General features: G+C 59.7%; 21 protein-coding genes and 2 pseudogenes. 14 read left to right on the plus strand and 9 right to left on the minus strand.

Annotated elements, in window-relative coordinates; genetic code table 11:
* Positions 1-4: 4 nt before the first annotated feature.
* The 4 genes from FCU66_RS33155 to FCU66_RS33170 are packed head-to-tail and all read left to right on the plus strand — an operon-like array spanning position 5 to position 4234.
* Positions 5-760 carry a 3-oxoacyl-ACP reductase family protein gene (locus FCU66_RS33155; RefSeq protein ID WP_136618663.1) on the plus strand — a complete coding sequence of 252 codons (756 nt, stop codon included), beginning with the start codon at positions 5-7 and terminating at the stop codon, positions 758-760.
* Complete coding sequence (locus FCU66_RS33160) at positions 757-1731, plus strand: polysaccharide deacetylase family protein (RefSeq protein ID WP_246094143.1); 975 nt, start codon at positions 757-759, stop codon at positions 1729-1731. The genes FCU66_RS33155 and FCU66_RS33160 overlap by 4 nt, the downstream gene beginning before the upstream one ends.
* Before the next feature lie 38 nt (positions 1732-1769).
* Entirely contained in the window at positions 1770-2783 is a 1014-nt protein-coding gene (locus FCU66_RS33165) for an asparaginase (protein ID WP_206077127.1), read from the plus strand.
* 29 nt (positions 2784-2812) lie between these two features.
* Entirely contained in the window at positions 2813-4234 is a 1422-nt protein-coding gene (locus FCU66_RS33170) for an N-acyl-D-amino-acid deacylase family protein (RefSeq protein WP_246094144.1), read from the plus strand.
* Between the two features lie 18 nt (positions 4235-4252).
* Here the strand turns inward: FCU66_RS33170 and FCU66_RS33175 are convergent, their stop codons facing one another.
* The gene (locus tag FCU66_RS33175; RefSeq protein WP_136618717.1) at positions 4253-5182 is read right to left on the minus strand and encodes a LysR family transcriptional regulator; all 930 of its coding nucleotides are present in this window, start codon (positions 5180-5182) and stop codon (positions 4253-4255) included.
* 195 nt (positions 5183-5377) lie between these two features.
* Here FCU66_RS33175 and FCU66_RS33180 point away from each other — a divergent pair, with 195 nt between their 5' ends.
* From FCU66_RS33180 to FCU66_RS42355, 3 genes are read left to right on the plus strand one after another with little or no spacing between them, the layout of a single operon-like run.
* Positions 5378-6160 carry an SDR family NAD(P)-dependent oxidoreductase gene (locus FCU66_RS33180; RefSeq protein ID WP_136618665.1) on the plus strand — a complete coding sequence of 261 codons (783 nt, stop codon included), beginning with the start codon at positions 5378-5380 and terminating at the stop codon, positions 6158-6160.
* On the plus strand, positions 6157-6501 hold the full coding sequence (locus tag FCU66_RS33185) for a hypothetical protein (RefSeq protein WP_136618666.1): 345 nt from the start codon (positions 6157-6159) through the stop codon (positions 6499-6501). Before FCU66_RS33180 ends, FCU66_RS33185 begins: the two co-directional genes overlap by 4 nt.
* 37 nt (positions 6502-6538) lie before the next feature.
* A complete protein-coding gene (locus tag FCU66_RS42355) occupies positions 6539-7342 on the plus strand; it encodes an MEDS domain-containing protein (RefSeq protein ID WP_136618667.1) in 804 nt (267 codons plus the stop codon).
* Between the two features lie 483 nt (positions 7343-7825).
* Here FCU66_RS42355 and FCU66_RS33195 read toward each other — a convergent pair whose 3' ends face one another.
* The 6 genes and pseudogenes from FCU66_RS33195 to FCU66_RS33220 all read right to left on the minus strand — a co-directional run bounded on the left by FCU66_RS33195 (position 7826) and on the right by FCU66_RS33220 (position 13832).
* Positions 7826-9556: an EAL domain-containing protein gene (locus FCU66_RS33195; protein ID WP_136618668.1), complete on the minus strand. Its 1731-nt coding sequence runs from the start codon at positions 9554-9556 to the stop codon at positions 7826-7828.
* 675 nt (positions 9557-10231) lie between these two features.
* Positions 10232-10972, minus strand: a complete 741-nt coding sequence (locus FCU66_RS33200) for an ETC complex I subunit (protein WP_136618669.1) — start codon at positions 10970-10972, stop codon at positions 10232-10234.
* Positions 10973-11056: 84 nt separating this feature from the next.
* Positions 11057-11563 (minus strand): Hsp20/alpha crystallin family protein, encoded by a 507-nt coding sequence (locus FCU66_RS33205; protein ID WP_136618670.1) that lies wholly within the window; start codon positions 11561-11563, stop codon positions 11057-11059.
* A 490-nt stretch (positions 11564-12053) separates the two neighbouring features.
* Positions 12054-12338 (minus strand): annotated as a pseudogene (locus FCU66_RS33210) (hypothetical protein); the annotation flags it as partial.
* 35 nt (positions 12339-12373) lie between these two features.
* A complete protein-coding gene (locus FCU66_RS33215) occupies positions 12374-13192 on the minus strand; it encodes an SDR family NAD(P)-dependent oxidoreductase (RefSeq protein WP_136618672.1) in 819 nt (272 codons plus the stop codon).
* Between the two features lie 319 nt (positions 13193-13511).
* Positions 13512-13832 carry a LysR substrate-binding domain-containing protein gene (locus tag FCU66_RS33220; RefSeq protein ID WP_136618673.1) on the minus strand — a complete coding sequence of 107 codons (321 nt, stop codon included), beginning with the start codon at positions 13830-13832 and terminating at the stop codon, positions 13512-13514.
* Between the two features lie 109 nt (positions 13833-13941).
* On the opposite strand from FCU66_RS33220, the gene FCU66_RS33225 reads away from it, so the two are divergent.
* From FCU66_RS33225 to FCU66_RS33250, 6 genes are all read left to right on the plus strand, one after another.
* A complete protein-coding gene (locus FCU66_RS33225) occupies positions 13942-14847 on the plus strand; it encodes a LysR family transcriptional regulator (protein WP_136618674.1) in 906 nt (301 codons plus the stop codon).
* A gap of 177 nt (positions 14848-15024) precedes the next feature.
* Positions 15025-16050 carry an L-glyceraldehyde 3-phosphate reductase gene (mgrA, locus tag FCU66_RS33230; protein WP_136618675.1) on the plus strand — a complete coding sequence of 342 codons (1026 nt, stop codon included), beginning with the start codon at positions 15025-15027 and terminating at the stop codon, positions 16048-16050.
* Between the two features lie 209 nt (positions 16051-16259).
* Positions 16260-17291 (plus strand): aldo/keto reductase, encoded by a 1032-nt coding sequence (locus FCU66_RS33235; RefSeq protein WP_136618676.1) that lies wholly within the window; start codon positions 16260-16262, stop codon positions 17289-17291.
* Between the two features lie 48 nt (positions 17292-17339).
* Positions 17340-18245, plus strand: coding sequence for an NAD-dependent epimerase/dehydratase family protein (locus FCU66_RS33240; RefSeq protein ID WP_136618677.1), 906 nt, complete (start codon positions 17340-17342; stop codon positions 18243-18245).
* 253 nt (positions 18246-18498) lie between these two features.
* Complete coding sequence (locus FCU66_RS33245; RefSeq protein WP_136618678.1) at positions 18499-19383, plus strand: NAD(P)-dependent oxidoreductase; 885 nt, start codon at positions 18499-18501, stop codon at positions 19381-19383.
* 319 nt (positions 19384-19702) lie between these two features.
* A complete protein-coding gene (locus tag FCU66_RS33250) occupies positions 19703-20254 on the plus strand; it encodes a cytochrome b (protein ID WP_136618679.1) in 552 nt (183 codons plus the stop codon).
* 63 nt (positions 20255-20317) lie between these two features.
* Here FCU66_RS33250 and FCU66_RS33255 read toward each other — a convergent pair.
* A pseudogene (locus tag FCU66_RS33255) lies at positions 20318-20575 on the minus strand (MFS transporter); the annotation flags it as partial.
* 493 nt (positions 20576-21068) lie between these two features.
* Positions 21069-21392, minus strand: coding sequence for a hypothetical protein (locus FCU66_RS33260; protein ID WP_136618680.1), 324 nt, complete (start codon positions 21390-21392; stop codon positions 21069-21071).
* A gap of 360 nt (positions 21393-21752) precedes the next feature.
* Between FCU66_RS33260 and FCU66_RS33265 the strand changes: the two genes are divergently transcribed.
* A complete protein-coding gene (locus FCU66_RS33265) occupies positions 21753-22157 on the plus strand; it encodes a hypothetical protein (RefSeq protein WP_136618681.1) in 405 nt (134 codons plus the stop codon).
* Positions 22158-22469: the final 312 nt, after the last annotated feature.

Below are 22469 nucleotides of genomic sequence, written 5' to 3' on the forward strand. Positions count from 1 at the left end.
ACCCATGACCAAACAGAGCCTTCTTGGCCGCAACGCGATCGTCACCGGGGGCAGTCGTGGCATCGGCGCGGCGATCGCCCTCGCCTTCGCTCGGGCGGGCGCTAACGTCGCGGTCTGCCACGATGACGATGACGACGGCGGCCGCCTGATTGTCGAGGAGATCCGCAGCCTAGGCCGCATCGGCGTGGCCCAACGCTGCGACGTCGCGGACGCCGCAGCGCTGACTGCCTTCATCGCAAACTCCGAGGCGAGGCTCGGCCCCACCGACATCCTCGTCAATAATGCCGGCGTAAGCGGTGAGACGCCATTCGAAGCCATTCGGCCCGACAGCCTCGATCGGATGCTGGACGTGCATGTGAAAGCTTCGTTCCGCGCGGGCCAACAAGTCTACCCGGGAATGCGCGAACGCCGCTGGGGGCGGATCATCAACATCGCCTCGCAACTTGCCTACAAGGGCGCGCCGGGCCTTACACATTATTGCGCCGCCAAGGCGGCTCTGATCGGCTTCACGCGGGCGCTCGCCCACGAGGCCGCGCCGCACAACGTTCTCGTTAACGCCATCGCGCCCGGTCCCGTCGACACGCGGCTGAACGATACGCTTAGCGATGAATACAGAGCTTGCAAACGTGCTCAGCTTCCGCTCGGCCGCTTCGGCAAGCCCGACGAGATCGCCCCCACGGCGGTCCTGTTGGCTTCGAGCGATGGCGACTACTACGTGGGCCAGACTTTGTCGCCCAATGGCGGGGACGTGATGTTTTGACCGATGAAAGCGGTGCTTGGATGAGCGAAAAAAACGAACCCCGTCCCCGAGATTTCCTCGGCTATGGCAAGGCTAAGCCGAAGGTGGTTTGGCCTGGCAACGCCGAACTGGCGATCTCCTTCGTCGTCAATCTCGAAGAGGGGGCGGAGAACGCCTTCGAGGACGGCCAGCCGACGAACGACAAGCTCGGCGAGTTCGTCTCTGCGTTGCCCGACGGCATGCGCGATCTCGCCATGGAGCAGATCCATGAATACGGCCTGCGGGTCGGCGTCTGGCGCATTCTCGATCTCTTTGACCGCTACTCCCGCCGCTCGACCTTCTACATGTGCGGTCGCGCGGTTGAGCGCTCCCCGGAAATTGCCCGCGAGATCGTCGAGCGCGGCCACGAACCAGCATCGCATGGCTATCGCTGGGTCTGCCACGCCCTCTTCAAGGACTACGAGACCGAGAAGGCGGAATTGCAGAAGGCGGATGAAGCGATAGAGCGCGTGACGGGCGAACGCCCGCTCGGTTTCTACAGTATGTGGGCGCCGAGCCTGAACACACGTCGTATCCTGCAGGAACTTGGCTTCGTCTACGATTCGAACGCGTATAACGACGACCTGCCCTACTACGACACCAGTCTGCCGGGTGGCCCGATGCTGATCGTCCCCTACGCGCTCGACAGCAACGACTTCAAGTTCATTGCGGGCGATCCGTGGGGCTCCCCTCAGGCCTATTTCGACTACCTGCGCTGTGCGGTCGAGTTCCTGCTCGACGAGGGCAAGCGAGGCGAACCGAAGATGCTCAATATCGGCCTGCACTTACGCATTGTTGGTCGACCGGCCAGGCTCTGGGCGCTCGAGAAATTCATGCAGTATCTTCAGGATCTCGGCGATCGCGTCTGGGTGGCGCGTCGGATCGACATCGCACGCCATTGGTTGGCGACCCAGCCGCCCCGCGCCGGCGTGGCTGACATCCCGAGGACATAGACGTGGTCGCACAACAGAGTTCAAGCAAGAGAATCGCCGTGGTCTCTCTCGGCGGCACCATCACCATGACCGCGCAAGCCGAAGGTGGCGTCGTCCCCTCGCTTACGAGCAAGGACCTCCTCGCCAGTCTCCAGCCAGCTGTTTCGGGCCTCGAGATCGAGCCGATCACGCTCAGAAAGGTGGCGGGCGCGCACTTGAGGCCCCAAGATCTCGTTGAACTTGCGCATCATATCGACGGGCTCGCCGCGATGGACTACGCAGGCGTCGTCGTTACGCAAGGCACCGACACGATCGAAGAGACAGCCTTCGTGCTCGACCTCATCGCAACCCGGACAATGCCGATCGTCGTGACGGGAGCGATGCGTCACGCTGATGCGCCTGGCGCCGATGGCCCGGCCAACCTGCGCGATGCCATCGCCGTGGCGGCGAGCGGTGACGCCACAAAGGCCGGCGTCACCGTCGCGCTCGATGGGCAGATCCACGCCGCCCGTTTCGTTCACAAGGCCGGCACATCGAGTGTCGGCGCCTTCCGATCGACTCCGACAGGACCAATCGGCTGGGTGAGTGAAGGCATCGCAACATTCGCTCTTTGTCCAGTCGCGGGGCTCGCTCGCATTCCTGCCGCACAGCTCGGTCCCTTGCCGAACGTCGTGGCCCTAAAAGCTTCTATGGGCGAAGAGGGCGATCTCGCGGAGGCGGCGGTGGAGCGTGGGTGCGCTGGCCTCGTCATCGAAGGCATGGGCGCCGGCCACGTGCCGCCGGCTTTCGCCGATCGTCTCGAAAAGATCGCGACAAAAATCCCGGTCGTGCTCTCGACGCGCGTAACCGGCGGCGAGGTTTTGAGGAGAACCTACGGCTTCGTCGGCTCCGAGATCGACCTGTTGCGCCGCGGCATCATTCTCGGCGGCTGGCTGCAGACGGCGAAGGCGCGGCTTTTGCTCACGCTGCTACTCGCCGCAGACCATGACCGGACCCGCATTGCGACCTGTTTTCAGACCTATGGCGGTCTTGCCAATTTATTCGCGCATCAAGCCCATGAAGGAGACCAATAATGACAGAGGACAATGGTTCCTTCGACATCTTGTTCCACCGCGCGCTTGTCATCGACGGCACAGGAACTGCGGGAAGGATCGGCGATGTCGCCGTTGCCGGCGACCGCATAGCCGCAGTGGGCGATCTCGCAGGCGCCCGCGCTCGGCAGGACATCGACGCCAAAGGTCTGGTGCTGGCGCCGGGCTTCATCGATGTCCACACGCATGATGACGCGCTGGCTATCGGCGGCTCGGCCATGGAGCCGAAAGTGACTCAAGGCGTCACGACCGTAGTCACTGGCAATTGCGGCATCAGCCTTGCCCCCCTCGTGCTCGACCGCGCGCCACCTGCGCCTCTCGATCTGCTCGGAGGACAGCAAAGCTATCGCTACGCGCGGTTTGCCGACTATCTGGCCGAACTCGACGCCCGTCCGCCCGCCATCAATGTCGCGCCGATGGTCGGCCACACAACCTTGCGGGTCGCCACCATGGATACGCTCGACCGCCCCGCGGGACGAGAGGAAATCAAGGCGATGAGCCGGCTCCTCGAAGAGTCGCTGGAGGCCGGTGCCGTCGGGTTTAGCACGGGGCTCTACTACCCGCTCGCTCGGGCCGCTCCGACGGAAGAGGTGATCGAACTGCTCTCTGTAGTCTCGCGACTGCGCGCCGTCTACACCACGCATATGCGGGACGAAGAGGAAGGGGTCGAGGAATCGCTTCGCGAATCCTTCGACGCCGCTAAGCGGGCGCGCGTGCCGCTCGTAATTTCGCATCACAAATGCATGGGCATCGAAAATCACGGGCGCAGCGTCTCGACCCTCAAGCTCATCGATCGGGCACGTACGACGCAGACGGTAGGTCTTGATGCCTACCCTTATGTCGCCGGTTCAACCGTGCTGATGGCCGCTATGGTCAAGAAATCGTCGCGCGTCCTGATTACTTGGTCCAAGCCTCATCCCGAGATCCGGGGAGAGGATCTATCTGACATTGCGCGAAAGTGGGGTTGCGGCGTCGAGGACGCGATAGCGCGCCTGGTGCCCGCAGGGGCGATCTATTTCCACATGAGCGAAGAGGATGTCCGCCGCATTCTTGCCCACCCGGCTAGCATGATCGGCTCGGACGGACTGCCGCATGACGAGCATCCCCACCCGCGGCTGTGGGGTACGTTTCCACGCGTTCTTGGGCACTATGCCCGTGATCTGCAGCTGTTCTCGCTCGAAGAAGCTGTCCGAAAGATGACCGGTCTGCCCGCAACAACGTTCAAGCTGAGGGATCGCGGCCTTATCGCCCCGGGAGGCTATGCGGACGTGGTCCTATTCGACGCGACTACGATCGCCGATACCGCGACGTTCGATGCGCCGGTACAGCAGGCAGCCGGCATCAAAGCCGTGTTCGTGAACGGCACAGCCGCCGTGCTCGACGGCAACGTGGAGCCCGTGCGATCCGGCCGGGTCTTGCGGCGCGCAGCATAAGGTTCGTATGAAACCTGCTTAGCGGTGCTGCACGCCCGCATCTAGGCTTCGCCACGGGGTGGGGCTGAGCGCGTCCGACAAATAGCGCAGAAAGAGTGCCGTCCGAGCCGTACGGCCCTCGCGCGCTCCCAGCAGAACGACGATGTCGGCCGAAGCGAGATGATAGTCATTCAGCACCTGCACGAGGCGCCCTTCCCGAAGATCCTCAGCCACGTCCCATTCGGACCGCATGATGATGCCAAGGCCAGCTATCGCCCAACTGCGAACCACCTCGCCATCATTGCTGGAGAGGTGCGGATCTATCCGGATCGCGTGCGTATCGCCCGCCGCGCCGGCAAGGCGCCATAGCGTGACATCCTCGTCGTTCTCACGCAGGGCGACACAATCATGGTCCTTCAAATCCTCGGGCTGCGTCGGCTTCCCACGCTCTGCCAGATAGGACGGCGAGGCGCAAATCAGCCTGTCGTTGGGCGCAAGCCGGTGGACGATCAGCGAGGAATCCTTGAGTTCGCCAACATGGACAAGGAGATCCCAGCGGTCGTCCCCAAGCCGGACCGGGCTTTCAGACAGCGTGAGGCTGATGGTCACGTGCGGGTTGTCGGTCCGAAAGGCCGATACTGCGGGTGCGACAAAGCGACGGCCGAACCCGAAGGGAGCGACAACCCGGAGATGCCCGACGACATCCCCCTTTCGCGCGGCCAGGTCAGCACCGAGTTTCAAGATCTCTTCAACGACCTGGCCTCCCCTTGAAGCAAGGAATTGCCCTTCATCAGTCAGCCGAAGGTGCCGGGTCGAGCGATCCACGAGGCGAAGTCCAAGCTTGGCTTCGAGCAGGCGAAGCCGTTGCGTCACTGCGGGAGGTGTTACGCCAAGTTCACGCGCGGCGCCTGCCAGAGTCGAGCTTAGTGACAAGGTGGCGAAAAAGCGCAGGTCCTCGATGGACAACATGCAATCACCCATTTTCTGAATTAACTCGTACATTAATGCAGAACACAAACATCATTAATAGACCAAGACGCCAAACTGCCTCACAAATTCTTCAAGGGTGCTGCTTGGGCCCGCCGGTTGATGCTGAATGGCACATCAACGACGGGGACACGCGGTACCACAGGAACAGCAATCAACGGGGTCGATGGAAGCAATATGCGAGGCTTGACGGGAAAAGTAGCTTTTGTGACGGGTGGAGCCGCTGGTGTCGGATATGCAGTTGTCGATCGTCTGCTCTCCGAAGGAGCACGAGTGGCGATCGTCGACAAAGACGAAGCTGCGCTGCTTCGCGCTGCTGCGGCCTTCAAGAGTTGCCTGACATTTGCGGTAGACGTGATGGATGAAGCGCAGGTCCAGGCTGCCGTCGCCGGCACGGTCGCAAATCTGGGCTCCGTTGACATCCTGGTCAACAATGTTGGCAGGACCCGATACGAAACATTCAATGATCTCGACGTCGAACGGTGGCGAGCAGAACTTGACCTCAATCTCACCGCCTCCTACATCGTCGCGCGCACGGTCCTGCCCGGTATGGTCGAAAGAGGGTCCGGCGCGATCGTCAACGTCGCCTCGGTCAACGCCCTATTCAACGTTGGCAATCCGGCTTACAGCGCGGCCAAGGCAGGATTGCTGCAATTCACACGCCAATTGGCTGTGGACTATGGTCCACGCGGCATTCGTTCGAATGCGGTTCTGCCTGCCACGATCCGCACGGCAGGCACCTGGGATTGGCGCATCAAGGAGCAACCCGAAGTTCTCGACACACTGCGGAAGTGGTATCCGCTTGGCCGGATCGCGGAACCCGAGGAAATCGCGTCGGCCATCATCTTCCTGGCGAGTAGCGAGGCATCTTTCGTCAACGGGGCAAGTCTCGTCGTTGACGGCGGCCTGACAGCGGGAAATGCTCAGATGTCGCGCGAGATCAGCGGGGGCAAAGCTTGATACCCGCCGTGCACAACGGCGCGATGGCGCAAGCTTTTCACTGGCTCAACGAGGTTGAGTTTGTCGAACGTTTGGATACCCACAAATCGCTTCAAACGCGCATTGCTGGTCTCCATCACTATGGACATCGGGCCGCCGGCGGCACCGGCAAGGCCGACCCGTACGCTACTCCCTGCTTGCTGAAGCGCGGCCACGATGGGCTCAACCTCGATCTGGTACAGTTCGCCCACGCCGGTGTCAGGACGTTGATCACCGACAGCGGGCAGGCCTTTAACATGCTATCGATGCGCTTCGACAGCAGCGGGCTCATCCCCGCGCAGCGGCATCGCTGTGGGCGCTGAGCCGGCCTCTGCGCCCCGCAGGTCGGGCATCCGCGTCATGGGCGAGATGTCCTGGGGAACACATATCTGCGCCTTCTACGAGGCGGAACAGGATCTGCTCGACACGAACGCCTCCTATTTCGCGGCTGGCCTGGAGGACAACGAATTCTGCATCTGGGCGGTCTCCGATCCGATCGAAGCAGAGACAGCGAAGGATACGCTACGGCAGTCCATTCCCGACATCGACGCACGCCTGGCGGCCGGGCAGATGGAGCTGATCCCCGGCACTGACTGGTACCTTCAAGGTGGAGAGTTCGACCTGCAGCGCATCACCGGCGGCTGGAATGAGAAGCTCAGGGCGGCGTTGGTAAAGGGCTATGCCGGGATGAGGGTAAGCGGCAACGCATTTTGGATAGCGACCAGCCATTGGAAAGAGTTTTGCCAGTACGAGCATGAACTCGACCGGTCACTGGCGGGCCAGAAGATGGTCGTGCTGTGCACTTATTCCCTGTCGAAAAGCAGGGCCGTGGACCTGCTCGATGTTGCGCGCGCCCACCAATTCACCATCACCCGGAGAAAGGGCGAATGGGAGTTTCTGGAGACACCGGAGCTCAAGCACGCCAAGCAAGAAATCAGGAAGCTGAATGGCGCACTGGATGTTCTCTCAGAGACCGGCCAAGCCGTTTTCACAGCACGCGAGCGTGTTGTGCTCGCCCAGATCGTCAGGGGTTATTCAAGCAAGGAGATTGCCCGCACCTTGCGAATTGCCCCGCGAACCGTCGAGTTCCACAGGGCCAATCTCCTCAAAAAAACCGGCGCGAGAAGTACTGTGGACCTCATGCGCATCGTTCTTGGCGAGTAGGCAGTAAAGAATTGAGGCTAGACAGGTTCTGATTTCTTTCCGGGGCTTCCGCCATCCAAATTTGAAGCAGTCCGCTTTGTCAGGCCAGATCGAGTTGACACCATGAAATCCCGCCCCGTCTCGCCTAAATCGCACCCATGCTGACCGTCCGGCATACGGATTTAGCGGCACACGGATATAGTCAACGCCTAGTAAGCTGCAATCTTCGTCCGATGGGTAGATGAAATTGACGTCAACGAATTCCAGAGTCCAGTCCAATCAGCCTTACAAAGTAATAGATTTCATCGCCAGCCTTTTCTTTCGGAAACTATTTTATTTTAACGGCAGTATAGGTTGGACTCATGCGAAAGAAAAAACACGATCACGGAGCGCTAGCGCTGAACAAAAGCCAACTTCAATTATGTCAGCAATCAGTCCAACTATATTGATACCGATTAAACCTTTCTCGCAAGCGCACAACCCTTCATCGCGGTCGCCCGAGCTTCAAAATAGCAATTCAAACCCTGCAGCATTGACCGGCCGGCCGAACAGATACCCTTGCCCGAAATCACATTTCATTTTCACCAGGAGCGCGCGTTCCTCCTCTGTCTCGATGCCTTCGGCGACCACATGAAATCCGAGTTCTCTTGAAATCCTGATGATCGATTCAACGATGACCCGCTTCGACCGGCTTTGCGCAAGCCCTTTTACAAAACCGCGATCGATCTTGATTTCTGTGATGGGGAAGTCTTCGAGGTAGCGCAAGTTGGCATAACCGGTGCCAAAATCGTCTATGGACAGGCCTATGCCCAAGTCGCGCAAATGCTTCATGATCGACAGCATTTCCGCGGAACTGTCGACCATCAAACTCTCGGTGAGCTCAAGTTTGATCCACGCCGGATCGGCGCCGCTTGCTGAGAGCACGTCGGAGACGAATTTCGGCATGTCGCGAAGCTTGAATTCGATAGGCGAGATATTGAACGAGAAGGTTATCGGCGTTTTCCGGTCCTTGTTCATGCGCGCGGCATAGTCCGCCACCGCTCGAAAGCCACGAGCGCCGATGTCGAGTATGAGGCCCGTTTCCTCGGCGTGGCCGATGAATTTGTCCGGCGACTGGGTCCCGAACAGACCATGATGCCAGCGCAATAGGGCCTCGGCGCCGACAATCGCTCCCGTGGCTAGATCCGCCTGCGGCTGGTAGTGAAAGTGAAACTCGTCATGTTCGAGGGCCTGCTGCATTTCGCTGGTCATGCGCAGGCGGTTGCGGGCGCGCCGATCATCCTCGGAACTGAACGCGCAGACATCGAGGAAGGCAGACGACTTCGAGCGATGCAAGGCGGCGCCGGCATGGCGAACCAGCGTCATCGCGTCCGCCGTGCGGTTGCCGACAACATAGCCCATTGCGAAACGTATGCTGATCGTGGCGCCGGCAACGAGATACCGGGGCGCCAGGGACTGCCGCATCATGTCAATTGTCGCCCGGGCCTCGTCGGCATGCCTAAGCGGCTGGGCGAGCGCGAAATCGTTCGATCCTGTGCGGCAGACCAGTGCGGCGCCGGTACTTGTGAGGCGTCGGGCAATCTGCATCAGCACCTGATCGCCAACGTCGTATCCGTAACCTTCGTTGATGTCGTGGAAACGTGCCATGTCGATCTTGGCAAGAAGGATCGGACCTTGCCCGGCACGCTGGAGAATGCCGACGTCCTCGACAAAGGCATATCTGTTGAGCACACCGGTTAGCAGATCGGCGCGGGTGCTCTGGGCAATCTGATCGGCAGCGGCCTTGCCCGCCGTCACGTTGCGGATCAGTCCGGCATAGTGCGTTGGTTCGCCTCCTGTGATGCTGAACGTTGCGAGATGCAGCTCGTTCCAGAAGCAGCTGCCGTCCTTGCGGTAATTCTTCAACGTGACGGCAACGTCCGAACGGCGAGCGACTGCGTCACGGACAGACTGGATTTCGGGTTGGAGGCGGTCATTGCCTTGGAGGAAGCGGCAGTTCCTCCCTAGCAGTTCGCCACTTGAATAGCCGGTTATGTCCTGGAAAGCGCGATTGACGTAGACGAGCGCCATGCTCTTTTCGCGCAGATCGCTGATGGCCACACCATCCCTCGACAGATCCAGCAGCCTGGCCTTGATCGATTCCGGCAGGTTCGAGCGGAGGTGCTCGTCGCGGGGGTCGGCGGCGGGGCCGGAGCGGATCAAGCTGCCGAAACCGGCCTTGAAGATCTCTGTCATGCTGGTGCCACGGCTGTTAGTCTCACCCACGTGCAGAATGTTCCCCCCATGAATGGCTGGATGGACGCAAACATTCTACTGGCACGAATACGGGGTACCGCGGCGGACGGCGTTTAGTGAAATTAAGAGCAAAGGGACAAAATAAAGCTGATGACCCGGCTGACAGCGTTGGCTTGGGTTGTGACTTCGCTCTCGACCGGCGCAGCAATTGCTCACCCATATCTCTTTGCCGAGGCACAGCTCAATGTCAGTCTATCGGCAAATCGAACGTAAAAACTACTGAGCTGGATCGGCGGGACAAATCGATCCCCGTGCTCTCCCAGTCCACATCCACACCTCCGTTGGAACTGGCTTCTCCGCCAGAGTGATGGAGAAGCCGTTCAGCAGTTCCGAGGGGCGCTGGCTGGAAAGAAGAGCGTTCGGAATCCGTGATTGATCGGGACCTCAGAGTACCGAGCAAATGCGATCATGCCCGAGCGTGGAAGATCCCAAGTGGTCACTTGATACATGCCCCAGTTAACGGCACCAGCCCTCCAAACGATGACTACAAGTATTTGATAGATATTATTGTTCTGGTCATAGTGTTTTGATCCACAACGATCCCGCTGGATACCCCACGGGCATTTTGAATCATGATCGAGCACGTTTCGATCTAAATTTTCTTTGGAATTAGTGTCAAGCAGCGTGTCGCGTGCCGGCGGCGTCAGCCGCTGTCGTGACGACGAGGTTCTCGCCTGATTTTTCCTCGAGTGCGAGGAGCGCCAATTCCACTTCGTGGAGGCGTGAAGGCCGTTCGCCCTCCGGCATCCCCTCCGCGGTCCCCAGATCCCAGAGATATTCATCCCAGGCCCAGCGCTTCAAGATATCGCACTTGTTCTGGAGTGTCAGGGCCGGATCAGCGACGACGTCTGCGGGCGACTGGAAAACGGAAGCCGGATCGACGAGCGCGCGTTCGAGATCGATCAGTGCCGACGGTCCGCCGCGCCCATACTGCGTCTGGAGCCAGGCCAGAGAAAGATAGGCGGACAGAACATCCTGGAAGGCCTGATCGCTGGCGCTCCGCGGTTCGGCGCGTTCTTGTTTCTCGGACAGGCTGTCGACGACATAAGCGAGTCCTTGCCGTTCGGCATAGGTGATCGCTGCCTCAAGCGTTGGGAAATTCAGCTCGACCTGGGTCAGTGTGTCGTCGCCTCCGGTCCAGCCCATCAGCGGTTCGATAAAGGGCGGCGTGCTCCGCTCAAAGGCGAGACGCCAGCCTTTTGTCCGAGCCCGTCCGGAGGTCATGACCGACCGGCTCGGCCGAAAAATACGCGCCACGGCGTCCGGCGGAAAAATGGATTGGCCAAAGGTCAATGCAGGCCGGCGATTACCGTTTGCCGCTGCCGACAGGTTGTTGTCGCTGGCGATGGTCTCCATGGCTCACCCTCCCGTTTGGCGAAGGATGGCGCCGGGCGCGCCGCCGCGGCCGTGCCCGGCAACCTGAAGTTTTCCTTGTGTCTCTCAGCTTTTGCCGTTGATGGCGATGCGCTTGGCCTTGGCCTGCGCTTTCGCGCTCTTCGGCAGCGTCACGGTGAGCACGCCGTTCTTGAAGGCGGCGTTCACCTTATCCTCCTCGATTTCATAGCCAAGGGGAATACGGCGCTCGAAGCGGCCGTAGAAGCGCTCCGAGAACTGGCGCTCCTTGTCCTCGGTCTCTGATTTCTTCTCGCCGCGCAGCGTCAGTACGCCCTCGTCGAGCAGAACTTCGATGTCCTTCTCCTCCAGCCCCGGCACCTCGGCGATGACGCGGAGTTCATTGTCAGTCTCGGAAATCTCCACGTTCGGCCAGTTCGCCGACCAGGACAGGCGACCGAAGGGCGTCGGCGCCTCAAATTCGTGGAAAACATCGTCGAACAGCCGGTTCACCTGACGATGCAGAGCGACAAACGGGTTCTGTTCGGTATCCCGGAATACTGTCGGGACCCGATTGCTGCTGCGGCCCCACGGAATGAGATCACGTACGCTCATGATATTGTCTCCTCTTTCTCCATTGAGCAACAAGGATACCAAGAGGCGCCAAAGAGCCGGCACCCCTTGGACTTGCCGATCCCGCAACGGGCGATCGGCGACAAAATATCTAGATTCGATTTTCCGCGTTTCAAGAGGAATGCGACCCAATCAGCTCGCACTCACCTTTGCTTAGGGGACCGACTGCTCGAACGTCGCGACTCAGATATTCTGCTCTCGGCGGGAACCCCAATCCCCGCCTGGCCGGCGCCTCTCAGGCAACAGCGCTCCCAACTACCGGCGCCGGCCATCTTCGGTTCGCAGGGATGCGCCGATGCGGGCGTTAGCTACCTCTGCAGAGCCGAGCAGGAAACGGGTGGCGGCCCTATCGACCAACGATCAGAATCCCTCATATGCCAATGGGAGAATGACCGATGTTTGGATTGTTAGGATTCCATGAGATAGCTGCAAGGCGCGGGGACGGTCTGCGTCCAGAGTTTTTCGGCCTGCTTCACGAGAAGTCTCTTCGTGAAAGTCTAACTCTCATCTCCGGGGGGATTGCGGAAGCTAGCCAGCAGTCGCCGCGAGTCATCGGCCTCTCGGCTTCCTTCGCTTCGATAAGCGCCACGATATCGCCAATCTCCCAAAGCTTGCCGGTCACGCCAGCACCCATCGCCGGAGTCATGCGCAACGTCGCATGGATGCGGGCAAAATAGTGCATGAAGTGCAACGCGACCGCGTTGGCGTGAGCCTCAACCTTCTTGGAAAAGCCGTTTGTCAGGCGCGTGAAGGCTTTAGATGTGCGATCTTCGGGTCGGTTCGAGACCTGCTTCACGGAGTGTCGCCCACCATGCCGGAGAACAGCACTGAGCCGCGCTGCTCGAGAAGCGACAGCGAGGTGTAATCCAGGATCGATAGGCCTCCGTCGGCGACCAAGGTTTGTCCCGTGATAAACGAAGCCTCATCGCTCGCCAGGAACGCGACGGCCGCAGCAATTTCTGCCGGCGTGCCCATCCGGCCGAACGCGCTTGGCGGCACCGTCCAGTCGCCGGCACCAGACGCTGGCGCCGCTACATCGGTTTCGGTGGCAATCCAGCCCGGGCTGACGCAGTTCGCCCTGATCCGATGTGGAACCCCCTCGATTGCCAGCGATCGCGTGAGCGCTTCGACGGCCGCCTTGGCGACGCAGTACAGGCCCCAGTTGCCGTGCAACGTGGCCGTGGACGATATGTTGACAATCGCACCTCCGCCGAAATCCCGCAGCAGCGGCAAGGCGTAAGAGGATACAAAGTAGGTGGAATCCAGGTTGGCGCCGCGCATCTTGTCCCATCTTGCTCCGGGGCGATCGCCGAGTTCAATCCCGCTCCGGCGCGAACCGGCGCCGGCATTGTTGACAACAACTGCCAGCCGCCCCCATTGGCCGGTCTGGCCGATCAGGTCCTCGACTTGATGTTCCTCCGACAGATCGCACTGGAAAAAGCGGGCTTCACCTTCGATCGCCTTTGCTTCCGCTTCAACGGCGCGGCCCTTTTCGAGATCGCGGCCTGCGAACGCCACCCTGGCTCCCTCTTTCAGGAAATAGTGGACGATCCCACGGCCTATCCCTGAATTCCCGCCGGTCACGAGAACGTCTTTGCCTTTAAAGCGCATGGTACCTCCCTGCAGACGATGCAGATGCGCGCATTGCGGCATCTCTGATCCATTCCGCTGAGAAACGGTGGACCGAAGCAGGGATATGCTTCGCTATTCAATTCAGCGTCAGTACCACAGCGGGTCGAGGATTGGACATGAGCGGGAGCGAGTTCTCCCCTGGCAGCGGGATGTGCCATATCGGCAGTTTTTTGAAGCCATGGGGCCTCTATTGGTTGAAAACTGCTGTCAGGTCTCCTTGTGTTCGCCAAGAGTTCCAGAAAGGCCCTCGGCGCGTGATCTGGAGGGCAATGACTTGGGCCGTCACCGGCTGCGTAGCCTACGACAGCAGAGTTCTGTTTGTGCGTTCTGAACGTGCGGGCCGTGCTTCGGCGATGGCTTCCGGAACAAGGGCTATCGCGGGATCGCGGGCAACCAGTTCCAGGTGCGTTTCAAGGCCGCTGACCTCGAAGACTGTGCGACGCTCGATACCAATCTCCAGAAAGGCGCGGTCGACGAGTTTCCGCGTCCCCCAATCCGACCGAAATCGACGAATGGTTCGTCTTTCAACGCGGAGAGCAACACGGCCGGCCATGGCATGATTCAGCGCCCTCGTGAGCTCGACACATCTGGCGGTGGCGCGGTTATTTTTCTGTGGCATGGTGGATCAATCGTGAGGATTTCGATGTCGTCTGCTTAATGCCACATCGGTAAGTTTTTATCTCTGCACCAACGCCCAGGCCGTGGCGATCTCGATAGTGGGAGTTGTAATGTCGCTCAGTCGCGCCGAAGTGTATGATCTTTCAATATTCCTGCTCATCGTACAGTATCGCAGCTTTAGAAAGGCGGCGGACAATCTCGGCGTAACCGCATCAGCACTCAGCCACCGGGTGAAAGCGCTTGAAGAGCGACTTGGTGTAAGGCTGCTAAACCGTACAAGCCGAAGTGTTGCTCCAACAGTAGCAGGAAGCGCGCTTGCCGAAAAAGTGAGTGCCGGCCTCGATCTTATCAATTCCGGCCTGGAGGAACTGCACGGGCACCACGAAGGGACCGCCGGGAGTGTGCGGTTGAATGTGCTGCGTGATGCGTCGATTTTGCTTTTGCGCCCGGCATTGCCGATCTTCCTGCAGCGCTTTCCCAACATCGAATTGGAGATTGCGGTCGACGATCACTTCATCGACGTGACTGCGGAAGGCTTCGACGCCGGTCTCAGATATGGTGGCACGATACCGGAGGACATGATCGCCATTCCATTGACGCCACCACTCAAGTGGGTGGTCGTCGGTGCACCGGCCTACTTCGAGCGTCACGGTCGGCCAGAATTGCCTGATGACCTTCATTCCCATCAATGTATCCGCATCCGCACGGGGCGAGGGCAGATCTACAAATGGGAATTCGAGCAGGGCGACGATCGGCGCGAGATCGACGTTCCCGGCTCACTCATATCAAGTGAGTCGGCTTTCGCCATCAATGCTGCGATCGACGGTATTGGTCTGTTCTATTGCCTGGAAAAGCTCGCTGGCCCACACCTGGCGGGAGGACGGCTGGAAGTGGCACTGCCGCAATGGTCTTCAATCGGCCCGCCATTGTCCATGTATTATTCGAGTCGCCGGCAACTGCCGTTCGGGATCAGTGCCCTCATACAGGTGATACGCGATATCAATCCGCTGAAATGAACTTTGCGGAGGTCGGACCATGCGTGACCATCAAAATTGGTTATCAATGAGCACAGCTCATTGATCCGATTACCTCTCTCCCATTGATTCATTAATCGACGATGCTATTTCAATCCGTCGGATGCTGCGCGCCCGGTGGACCGGAATGGCGCATGCAATGGAAAATACGAGGCTCGAATGTACGTTGCAGATGCCCAGAGATACGACGCGATTGCCTACCGCCGCTGTGGTCGGTCGGGGCTGAAACTCCCGCCGATTTCGTTGGGCTTGTGGCAGAACTTCGGTGGTCAAGATGTCTTCGAGACCGGCCGCTCGGTGATCCGGCGTGCCTTCGACAAGGGAGTCACTCATTTCGACCTGGCGAACAATTATGGCCCGCCTTACGGGTCGGCGGAAGAGAATTTCGGACAGGTCCTCAAAAAGGACTTCTCGAGCCACCGCGACGAGATGATCATCTCCTCGAAAGCCGGTTGGGATATGTGGCCGGGTCCTTATGGGGCGGGTGGATCCCGCAAGCACCTGCTTGCATCACTCGAACAGAGCCTGAAGCGAGTGGGTGTCGAATATGTCGATATCTTCTATTCCCACCGCCCGACATTGGATGTTCCGCTCGAGGAAACCATCGCCGCGCTCGTGCAGATGGTGCGGCAAGGTAAGGCGCTCTACGTCGGGATTTCATCGTATGGGCCAGATCGGACTCGGGAAGCCGAGCGCGTCCTGCGCGCGGAAGGAATTCCGCTGCTTATCCACCAACCCTCCTACTCCATGCTGAACCGCTGGATTGAGGATGGGTTGCTCGATACGCTGGAAGAGCTTGGTGCCGGCTGTATCGCATTTTCGCCGTTGGCCCAGGGGTTGTTGACATCAAAGTATCTGAATGGCGTCCCGGACGGCGCGCGTGCAGCGCGTGGCGGCTCGTTCGACACAAAGTTGCTGAGTGATGCAAACGTCGAGCGTGTCCGCGGATTGAACGCGATCGCAAGCGACCGCGGACAGACACTTGCCCAGATGGCGATCGCATGGACCTTGCGAGATTCGCGCGTAACGAGCGCGCTGGTAGGCGCGCGCAACGTGGCCCAACTCGATGATTCCCTTGGCGCTTTAGGGAATCTCGAATTCAATACCGAAGAACTCCACAAAATCGACAGGTACGCAACCGAGGGCGGGATCGACCTCTGGCGAACTCAATCAAAGGCAGCCTGAACGGTCGGATGGTGCGCATTGTGCGATGACGACATGCACAAACAACATTGGCAATACCGGATCGTCACCGCAAAGCAGTTCGCATCACCGGCGCATCAATTGGCACTGCGCTCGCAGTGATACCTGGGCAGCCACCAATGGCAAGAAAGACGATTGCATCGGGCCCGCAACGCGATAGGCCCGATCGAGATCCCTGAAGGAGCAAGGACATGGACTATCGCAAGCTCGGCAAAAGCGGCGCCGTCGTCTCGGCCTATTGCCTCGGCACCATGACTTTTGGACACGAGTCCGACGAAGATACATCGTTCGCGCTTATGGATGATTATGTCGAGGCCGGCGGCAATTTCATCGATACGGCCGACGTCTACAGCGCCGGCGTATCAGAGGAGATCATCGGCCGCTGGCTCAAGAGCAAGCCAGGACTCGCCAAGAAGCTGGTGATCGCCACCAAGGGTCGTTTCCCCATGGGCGCAGGACCGAATGATCTCGGGCTGTCGCGCAAGCATCTTGGGGCAGCGCTCGATGCCTCGCTCAAGCGCCTGGGCGTTGAGCAGGTTGATCTTTACCAGATGCACGCTTGGGATGCGCTGACGCCGCTGGAGGAGACGCTGCGCTTTCTCGATGACTCGATCCGCAACGGCAAGATCGCCTATTACGGGCTCTCCAACTTCCTGGGTTGGCACCTGACCAAGGCGGCGTGGCTGGCCAAAGCCAATGGCTACACGCCACCCGTGACGCTGCAACCACAATACAGCCTTCTGGTCCGCGACATCGAACATGAGCTTGTGCCGGCCGCGCTCGACGCCGGTATCGGCCTGCTGCCGTGGTCGCCGCTAGGCGGCGGATGGCTCTCAGGCAAATACAAGCGCGACCAGATGCCGGCGGGCGCCACGCGCCTTGGCGAAAATCCCAAACGCGGCATGGAAGCGTTCGCCGCCCGCAACGCCAGGCCGATCACCTGGAACGTTATTCGGGCGGTTGAAGATACCGCAAAAGCGCTTGGAGCGACCATGGCGCAGGTCGCGCTGGCATGGGTCGCCGCACAGCCAGCGGTCACGTCGGTTATTCTCGGGGCCCGGACACGAGAGCAACTGGCCGACAATCTCGGTGCGGCCAAACTGACGCTGACGGACGAAACCATTACCGAACTCAACGCGGCGAGCAAACCGGAAATGTCGGAATATCCCTATGGAACGGGCGGCATAAGCCAACGCCACCGCAAGATCGAGGGTGGCCGCTGACTTTGGCGGCACGCGAACCGCATCGATAAACATCAAAGGAGGCTCAGCATGTCCGCATCCGATACCCCAGGTAAGCGCATCATCTTCACCGGCGGCACCGGCAAGGCCGGCCGGCATGCTATTCCCTACTTGCTGGAGCGCGGCCACGAGGTGCTCAACCTCGATCTGGTACCGTTCGCCCATCCCGGTGTCAGGACGTTGATCACCGACCTCACCGACAGCGGGCAGGCCTTCAACGCGCTGTCGATGCATTTCGACAGCAGCGGGCTCACCACCGGCAAGGGGCCCGCGCCGGTGGATGCGATCGTGCATTTTGCCGCTATCCCCGCCTTGTTGTTGCGCCCCGACAACGTCACCTTCCAGGCCAATGTCGTTTCGACCTACAATGTCATCGAGGCGGCGACAAAGCTCGGCATCCGCAAGATCATCATCGCGTCCAGTGAGACGACCTATGGCGTCTGCTTCGCCGAAGGCGACAAGGACTTCCACCAGTTTCCCCTGGAGGAGGATTACGATGTCGACCCGATGGACAGCTACGGCCTGTCCAAGGTGGTGAACGAGAAAACGGCGCGCGCCTTCGCCATGCGCTTCGGTACAGACATCTACGCGCTTCGCATCGGCAATGTGATCGAGCCGCATGAATACGACCGGTTCCCGAGTTTCGTCGCCGATCCGTTGTCGCGCAAGCGCAATGCCTGGAGCTATATCGACGCACGCGACTTGGGTCAGATCGTCGATCTTTGCGTCCGCAGGGACGGGCTCGGTTTCCAGGTCTTCAACGCCGTTAACGACACGATCACCGCCAATGAGCCGACCGAGGCCTTCTTGAGGCGCTGGTGCCCTGACGTGCCGGTCGCCCGCCCGATGGGCGAATTCGAAGCGCCGCTGTCCAACCGCAAGGCGCGCGAGGTACTCGGATTCCGCGAGGAGCATAACTGGCGGAAATATGTCTGACGTGGCGCTGGCGTCCTGTGGGAGTACCGGCCGTTCGCTCTGCTCGTCTTGGGGGCAAAACGGCACCCGAGAACTCAAAGCACAGCCGTCGCGACGAAGAAATGGAGTAGGATCGTCAGCGCATGCTGGATGATCCCTGCGATCGGGCCAGAGTCCGAGGCAGCATCGACCCCCGCCCCGCAGCCGCTTCAGAGCGCTTTTCCAAGACGGAGCGAACTGGATCTGGGCGGGGTCACAGACAAAGGAGACCCTTATGAATGTTGGTTTCATTGGACTCGGGCGCATGGGGGTTGGAATGGCAGCCAACCTTTTGAAGGCCGGGCATGACGTTACCGTCTACAACCGGACGCCCGGCAAGGACGAGGAGCTCGTCCAGATGGGCGGCCGGTCTGCCGCCGAGGTTGCGGAAGCCTGCGATGGCGAGATCGTCGTGACGATGCTGGCAGACGACCACGCGGTCGAAAGCGTGGTGTATGGCGACCAACGCGTGCTGGCGAGCCTGGCCAAAGGCGCGATCCATGTCTCGTCCAGTACGATTAGTGTTGCCTTGGCGGAGCGGCTCACAGCTGATCACGCCGCAGCCGGCCAACGCTTCGTCGCTGCTCCCGTGTTCGGTCGGCCTGAGGCTGCGGCGGATGGAAAGCTCTTCGTCGTTGCCGCCGGCGAGTCGGAGGCGGTCACGACAGCAACTCCGTTCTTCGACGCCGTGGGGCAGAAGACTTTCGTTGTCTCCGAGACGCCCAAGGCCGCCAATCTCGTGAAACTCAGCGGCAATTTCCTGATCGCTTCGGTTATCGAATCCCTCGGCGAGGCGATTGCGCTTGTGAGCAAGGGCGGCGTCGATCGACACCAGTATCTCGATTTGCTCACCTCGACGTTGTTTGGCGCTCCTGTCTATAAGACCTATGGCGGGCTGATCGTCGATCGAAAATTCGAGCCGGCAGGCTTCGCGGCACCACTCGGCCAGAAGGACATCCGGCTGGTGCTCTCGGCGGCTGAAGAGTTGCGCGTACCGCTTCCCATCGCCAGCCTTCTGCGTGACCGTTTCCTAAGCCTGCTCGCCCATGGCGGCGACAATCTCGACTGGTCGGCGCTCGGTTCGCTTGCAGCAAGAGATGCTGGGGAGGCAGCAAACTAAGGACCTCCGATCCCCCACCAGCAAAGGCAGACCAGGAGGTGGCCCACTGTCCAAGGATACCGCACATTTCATTCAAAAGGATCGCATCCCGGGGGGCGCTCTTGGACGGTCACAGCTTTCTTGGATAATGCCCTGCGCGCCGCTTAACGCTCTCGACGTGGCCAATCGACGATCGCTGAGCACGCTCTTCCCTGTTGGGACCGCTCCCGTCGGCTCCCGTATCGTAAACCTCGTTGTGCTTGGATGAACAATTGCTGCACAGGCATATTAAAGCCAGCTTCGGAGAAAATACACTCCGATACCGTTTCGGAGCCCTTTCATGTCGCTATCTGGTACAAGAATTCGCTACGGCAGCCTCGCCCAGGCTTTTCACTGGCTTACCGCGCTGCTCGTACTTGTCGCCTTCCTGGTCTCGCAAGGCGGTCCTCCAACGCGCGTCTATGCGCCGTCCAACGCTGGCACCTTGCAGCTTCATGAATCGCTCGGTTTCACCGTTTTCGTGCTGCTGGTCATACGCTTGGCGTGGCGTTTTTTCGACCGTATTCCGGAGTCGCCGCCAATGCCTCTCTGGATGGATGTCGCGGCGAAGATAACGCATTGGGCGCTCTACGCGCTCCTGTTCGCGGTCCCTGCGACGGCAATACTCGGCGCATGGTTTGGCGGCCACCCGGTCACGGTATACGGCCTCGGCGCCCTTGGTCCGTTCTTTGGCGCCTGGGGCCCCGGCGCATCCCTTGCCGAGATCCATGGCACGCTCGGCGATGTCCTCATGTGGCTCGCGGGTCTGCACGCCGCCGCGGCCATCTTTCACCATGTCTTCCTACACGATCGCGTGCTGAAGCAGATGCTGCCTGGCCTGCCCAACTCGTAAATGGATCCGGTTGCAGAGCGGCATAAATTGGACAATTCGTTGCCACTTGACCTGGGTTGATTGCTACTGTCTATCTTGGCGTTCTTCGGGCGGACGAACCTTGCGGAACATTGCAAGCAGAAGGATGTCGTAGACAATTTTCAAGGCGCCCGCGATGAGCAGCGGCCACCCGAAACCGGAGATAGCGAGCAGTGAGCCGGCAAGGATCGGACTGGCGGCTGCCGCGAGGCTTCGCGGGACTGCGGTGACACTTGCTGCTGCCGCCCGCTCCCCAGGTGTCACCACCGCCATGACGTTGGAGGTGCGGGTCGGTACATCCAAGCCAGGCCCTCCAAACCGGGAAAGAAACACTAGGCAGACCTCGTCCCGAACCGGCTGATCTGACGGGCACCTCGTCGAGGCCGCGCTGAAGCTGTTGGCTAGTGGTCCAATCTTGTCCGAGGGGCATGTGAAAGATGAGCATTCGGAATCCGTGGTTGATCGGGACGTCAGGGTAGAGAGCAAATGCGACCATTCCCAAGCGTGGAAGATCACAAGTGGTCACTCGGCACACACCTCAGTTAACGACCCCTGCCCTCCAAGGTTGGCACACAAATATTTGATATATATGGAAATTCTGATCTAAGTGTTTTGATGCACAATGATCCCGCTCGATACCCCACCGGCACGAGCCGTCATGCGAAGTCCGAATGAGCACCCCACCCAGATTACAGCAGCACAGACGAAGACGGCCTGGTTCGCAATTGACATCGATGTTGGTTGGCCGACCGGGGTTTGAACTCCGGCCAGTGTGAGCTTTGGAAGCAGAGCGTGCCTAGGCTTTTGGCTTCGCCTTTCTAACCTCCTCAACAGCGATGTTTAACGCCGTTTCAAAGGCGTGCCTTAAATCAGCAATCTTGTCTTTCCTTAGCTCAGCGGTCTGTTTTGAAATAGGCGCAAGCTCCCAAATAAGCGCGTTCCCCGTCCCCAGAAGGTGAGCCAGAGCAGCATCCGTGGCCTCCGTCGTTTCCAAAAGATCCCGCGACTTCCCAATGTTCATCTGCAAATGACGCGTGAGCCCTTTTACATTGCCCGCTTCCGCATGGATCGCCTCTCTGCGCAACTTATGCAGGTACTCCACTGCTGCTCCGATTGGCATTTTGTTCCTCCCTTACTGTCGAATCGTCACGGATCATCGTACGCCTCATTCAGAAAGATGGCCGCGCGATATCGTGGACTTGGCGACTTAGGCCGCGGCGTCCCAGCGAGCCGGGGTGAGCGTACGATGACCCAATGGCCCCCTCGCCGCGTGCTTCTTGTCAATGACCATCCGGTCGTGCAGTCCGGTATCATGTCCGGCACATCGCCACCACAAAGACGTCGTCAGCTCGCGGTATTCTCCAAGCGACGGGTTCGCATCACGCGACCATGCAATCACACCGGCCTTCTTCCCCGCCACTTCGCTGTTCTCGTTGTCAGATAGGCTTGTGACTATCGGGAAAAGACGGTTAGATTGGGAATGAAACAGTTGCACTTCAGCGTCTTGACGATAGGTTTTCTGGCACTTGGCATTGTTGCTACAGAGGCAAAGCCGGTTCAACTGACCGCCGATCAAATCGGAGTCGTCGAGCAGACCGTAAAATCCCTGCTGAAAGACCAAACGAACATATCATTCGGTAAACCCGGTGCCATTACGACTTCAACCGGATCAATCATGGTTTGCGGTAGGTACAATGCAAAGAGCTGCTTTGCCGGGTATTCCGGCGAGACTGCCTATAGGGGCCAGTTCGATAGCGCCGACAGCGAGACAAAATATCTCCCAGCCTTCGACATTATCACAATGCCTGAAAATCAAACTGAAACCGACGACCTTGTAAAATTCTGCACCAATTCAGGCGTCGATCTGCCGCCGATCAGCAAATAGCCTGAAATGCTTCCCACAGCCAGGTGCCGACAGCGCTTGACCGCTTAATCAGTATGGCTGAAAGCCACGACCTTAAGGGCTCTGGCCCACTTACGTCAGCTGGCCGCGTAGCGTGGCATGTCGCCCTTCGCCAACTCGGTACCATCCAAGCAAACCGATGCGGGGTAGGACGGCGCCAATCGCGGCCACGCTGTAGAAAACTTGCCTTCCTCTCCACGACTTCGCGAGGTACGCTCCGCCTGGAGGCGAAGGGCGAGGCTCGATGACGGGCGCTACTGCTCCTTCCGCTGGGAGCGGGAGGCGCATGTTCGG

This window comes from Mesorhizobium norvegicum (assembly GCF_004919685.1).
GTDB lineage: Bacteria > Pseudomonadota > Alphaproteobacteria > Rhizobiales > Rhizobiaceae > Mesorhizobium > Mesorhizobium norvegicum.

Bases quoted from the DNA above. Each gene is read 5' to 3' on its own strand.
- FCU66_RS33155 (WP_136618663.1), top strand. From the start codon at position 5: ATGACCAAACAGAGCCTTCTTGGCCGCAACGCGATCGTCACCGGGGGC.
- FCU66_RS33175 (WP_136618717.1), bottom strand. From the start codon at position 5,182: ATGTTGTCCATCGAGGACCTGCGCTTTTTCGCCACCTTGTCACTAAGC.
- FCU66_RS33180 (WP_136618665.1), top strand. From the start codon at position 5,378: ATGCGAGGCTTGACGGGAAAAGTAGCTTTTGTGACGGGTGGAGCCGCT.
- FCU66_RS42355 (WP_136618667.1), top strand. From the start codon at position 6,539: ATGGGCGAGATGTCCTGGGGAACACATATCTGCGCCTTCTACGAGGCG.
- FCU66_RS33195 (WP_136618668.1), bottom strand. From the start codon at position 9,556: ATGACAGAGATCTTCAAGGCCGGTTTCGGCAGCTTGATCCGCTCCGGC.
- FCU66_RS33200 (WP_136618669.1), bottom strand. From the start codon at position 10,972: ATGGAGACCATCGCCAGCGACAACAACCTGTCGGCAGCGGCAAACGGT.
- FCU66_RS33205 (WP_136618670.1), bottom strand. From the start codon at position 11,563: ATGAGCGTACGTGATCTCATTCCGTGGGGCCGCAGCAGCAATCGGGTC.
- FCU66_RS33215 (WP_136618672.1), bottom strand. From the start codon at position 13,192: ATGCGCTTTAAAGGCAAAGACGTTCTCGTGACCGGCGGGAATTCAGGG.
- FCU66_RS33220 (WP_136618673.1), bottom strand. From the start codon at position 13,832: ATGCCACAGAAAAATAACCGCGCCACCGCCAGATGTGTCGAGCTCACG.
- FCU66_RS33225 (WP_136618674.1), top strand. From the start codon at position 13,942: ATGTCGCTCAGTCGCGCCGAAGTGTATGATCTTTCAATATTCCTGCTC.
- mgrA (WP_136618675.1), top strand. From the start codon at position 15,025: ATGTACGTTGCAGATGCCCAGAGATACGACGCGATTGCCTACCGCCGC.
- FCU66_RS33235 (WP_136618676.1), top strand. From the start codon at position 16,260: ATGGACTATCGCAAGCTCGGCAAAAGCGGCGCCGTCGTCTCGGCCTAT.
- FCU66_RS33240 (WP_136618677.1), top strand. From the start codon at position 17,340: ATGTCCGCATCCGATACCCCAGGTAAGCGCATCATCTTCACCGGCGGC.
- FCU66_RS33245 (WP_136618678.1), top strand. From the start codon at position 18,499: ATGAATGTTGGTTTCATTGGACTCGGGCGCATGGGGGTTGGAATGGCA.
- FCU66_RS33250 (WP_136618679.1), top strand. From the start codon at position 19,703: ATGTCGCTATCTGGTACAAGAATTCGCTACGGCAGCCTCGCCCAGGCT.
- FCU66_RS33260 (WP_136618680.1), bottom strand. From the start codon at position 21,392: ATGCCAATCGGAGCAGCAGTGGAGTACCTGCATAAGTTGCGCAGAGAG.
- FCU66_RS33265 (WP_136618681.1), top strand. From the start codon at position 21,753: ATGAAACAGTTGCACTTCAGCGTCTTGACGATAGGTTTTCTGGCACTT.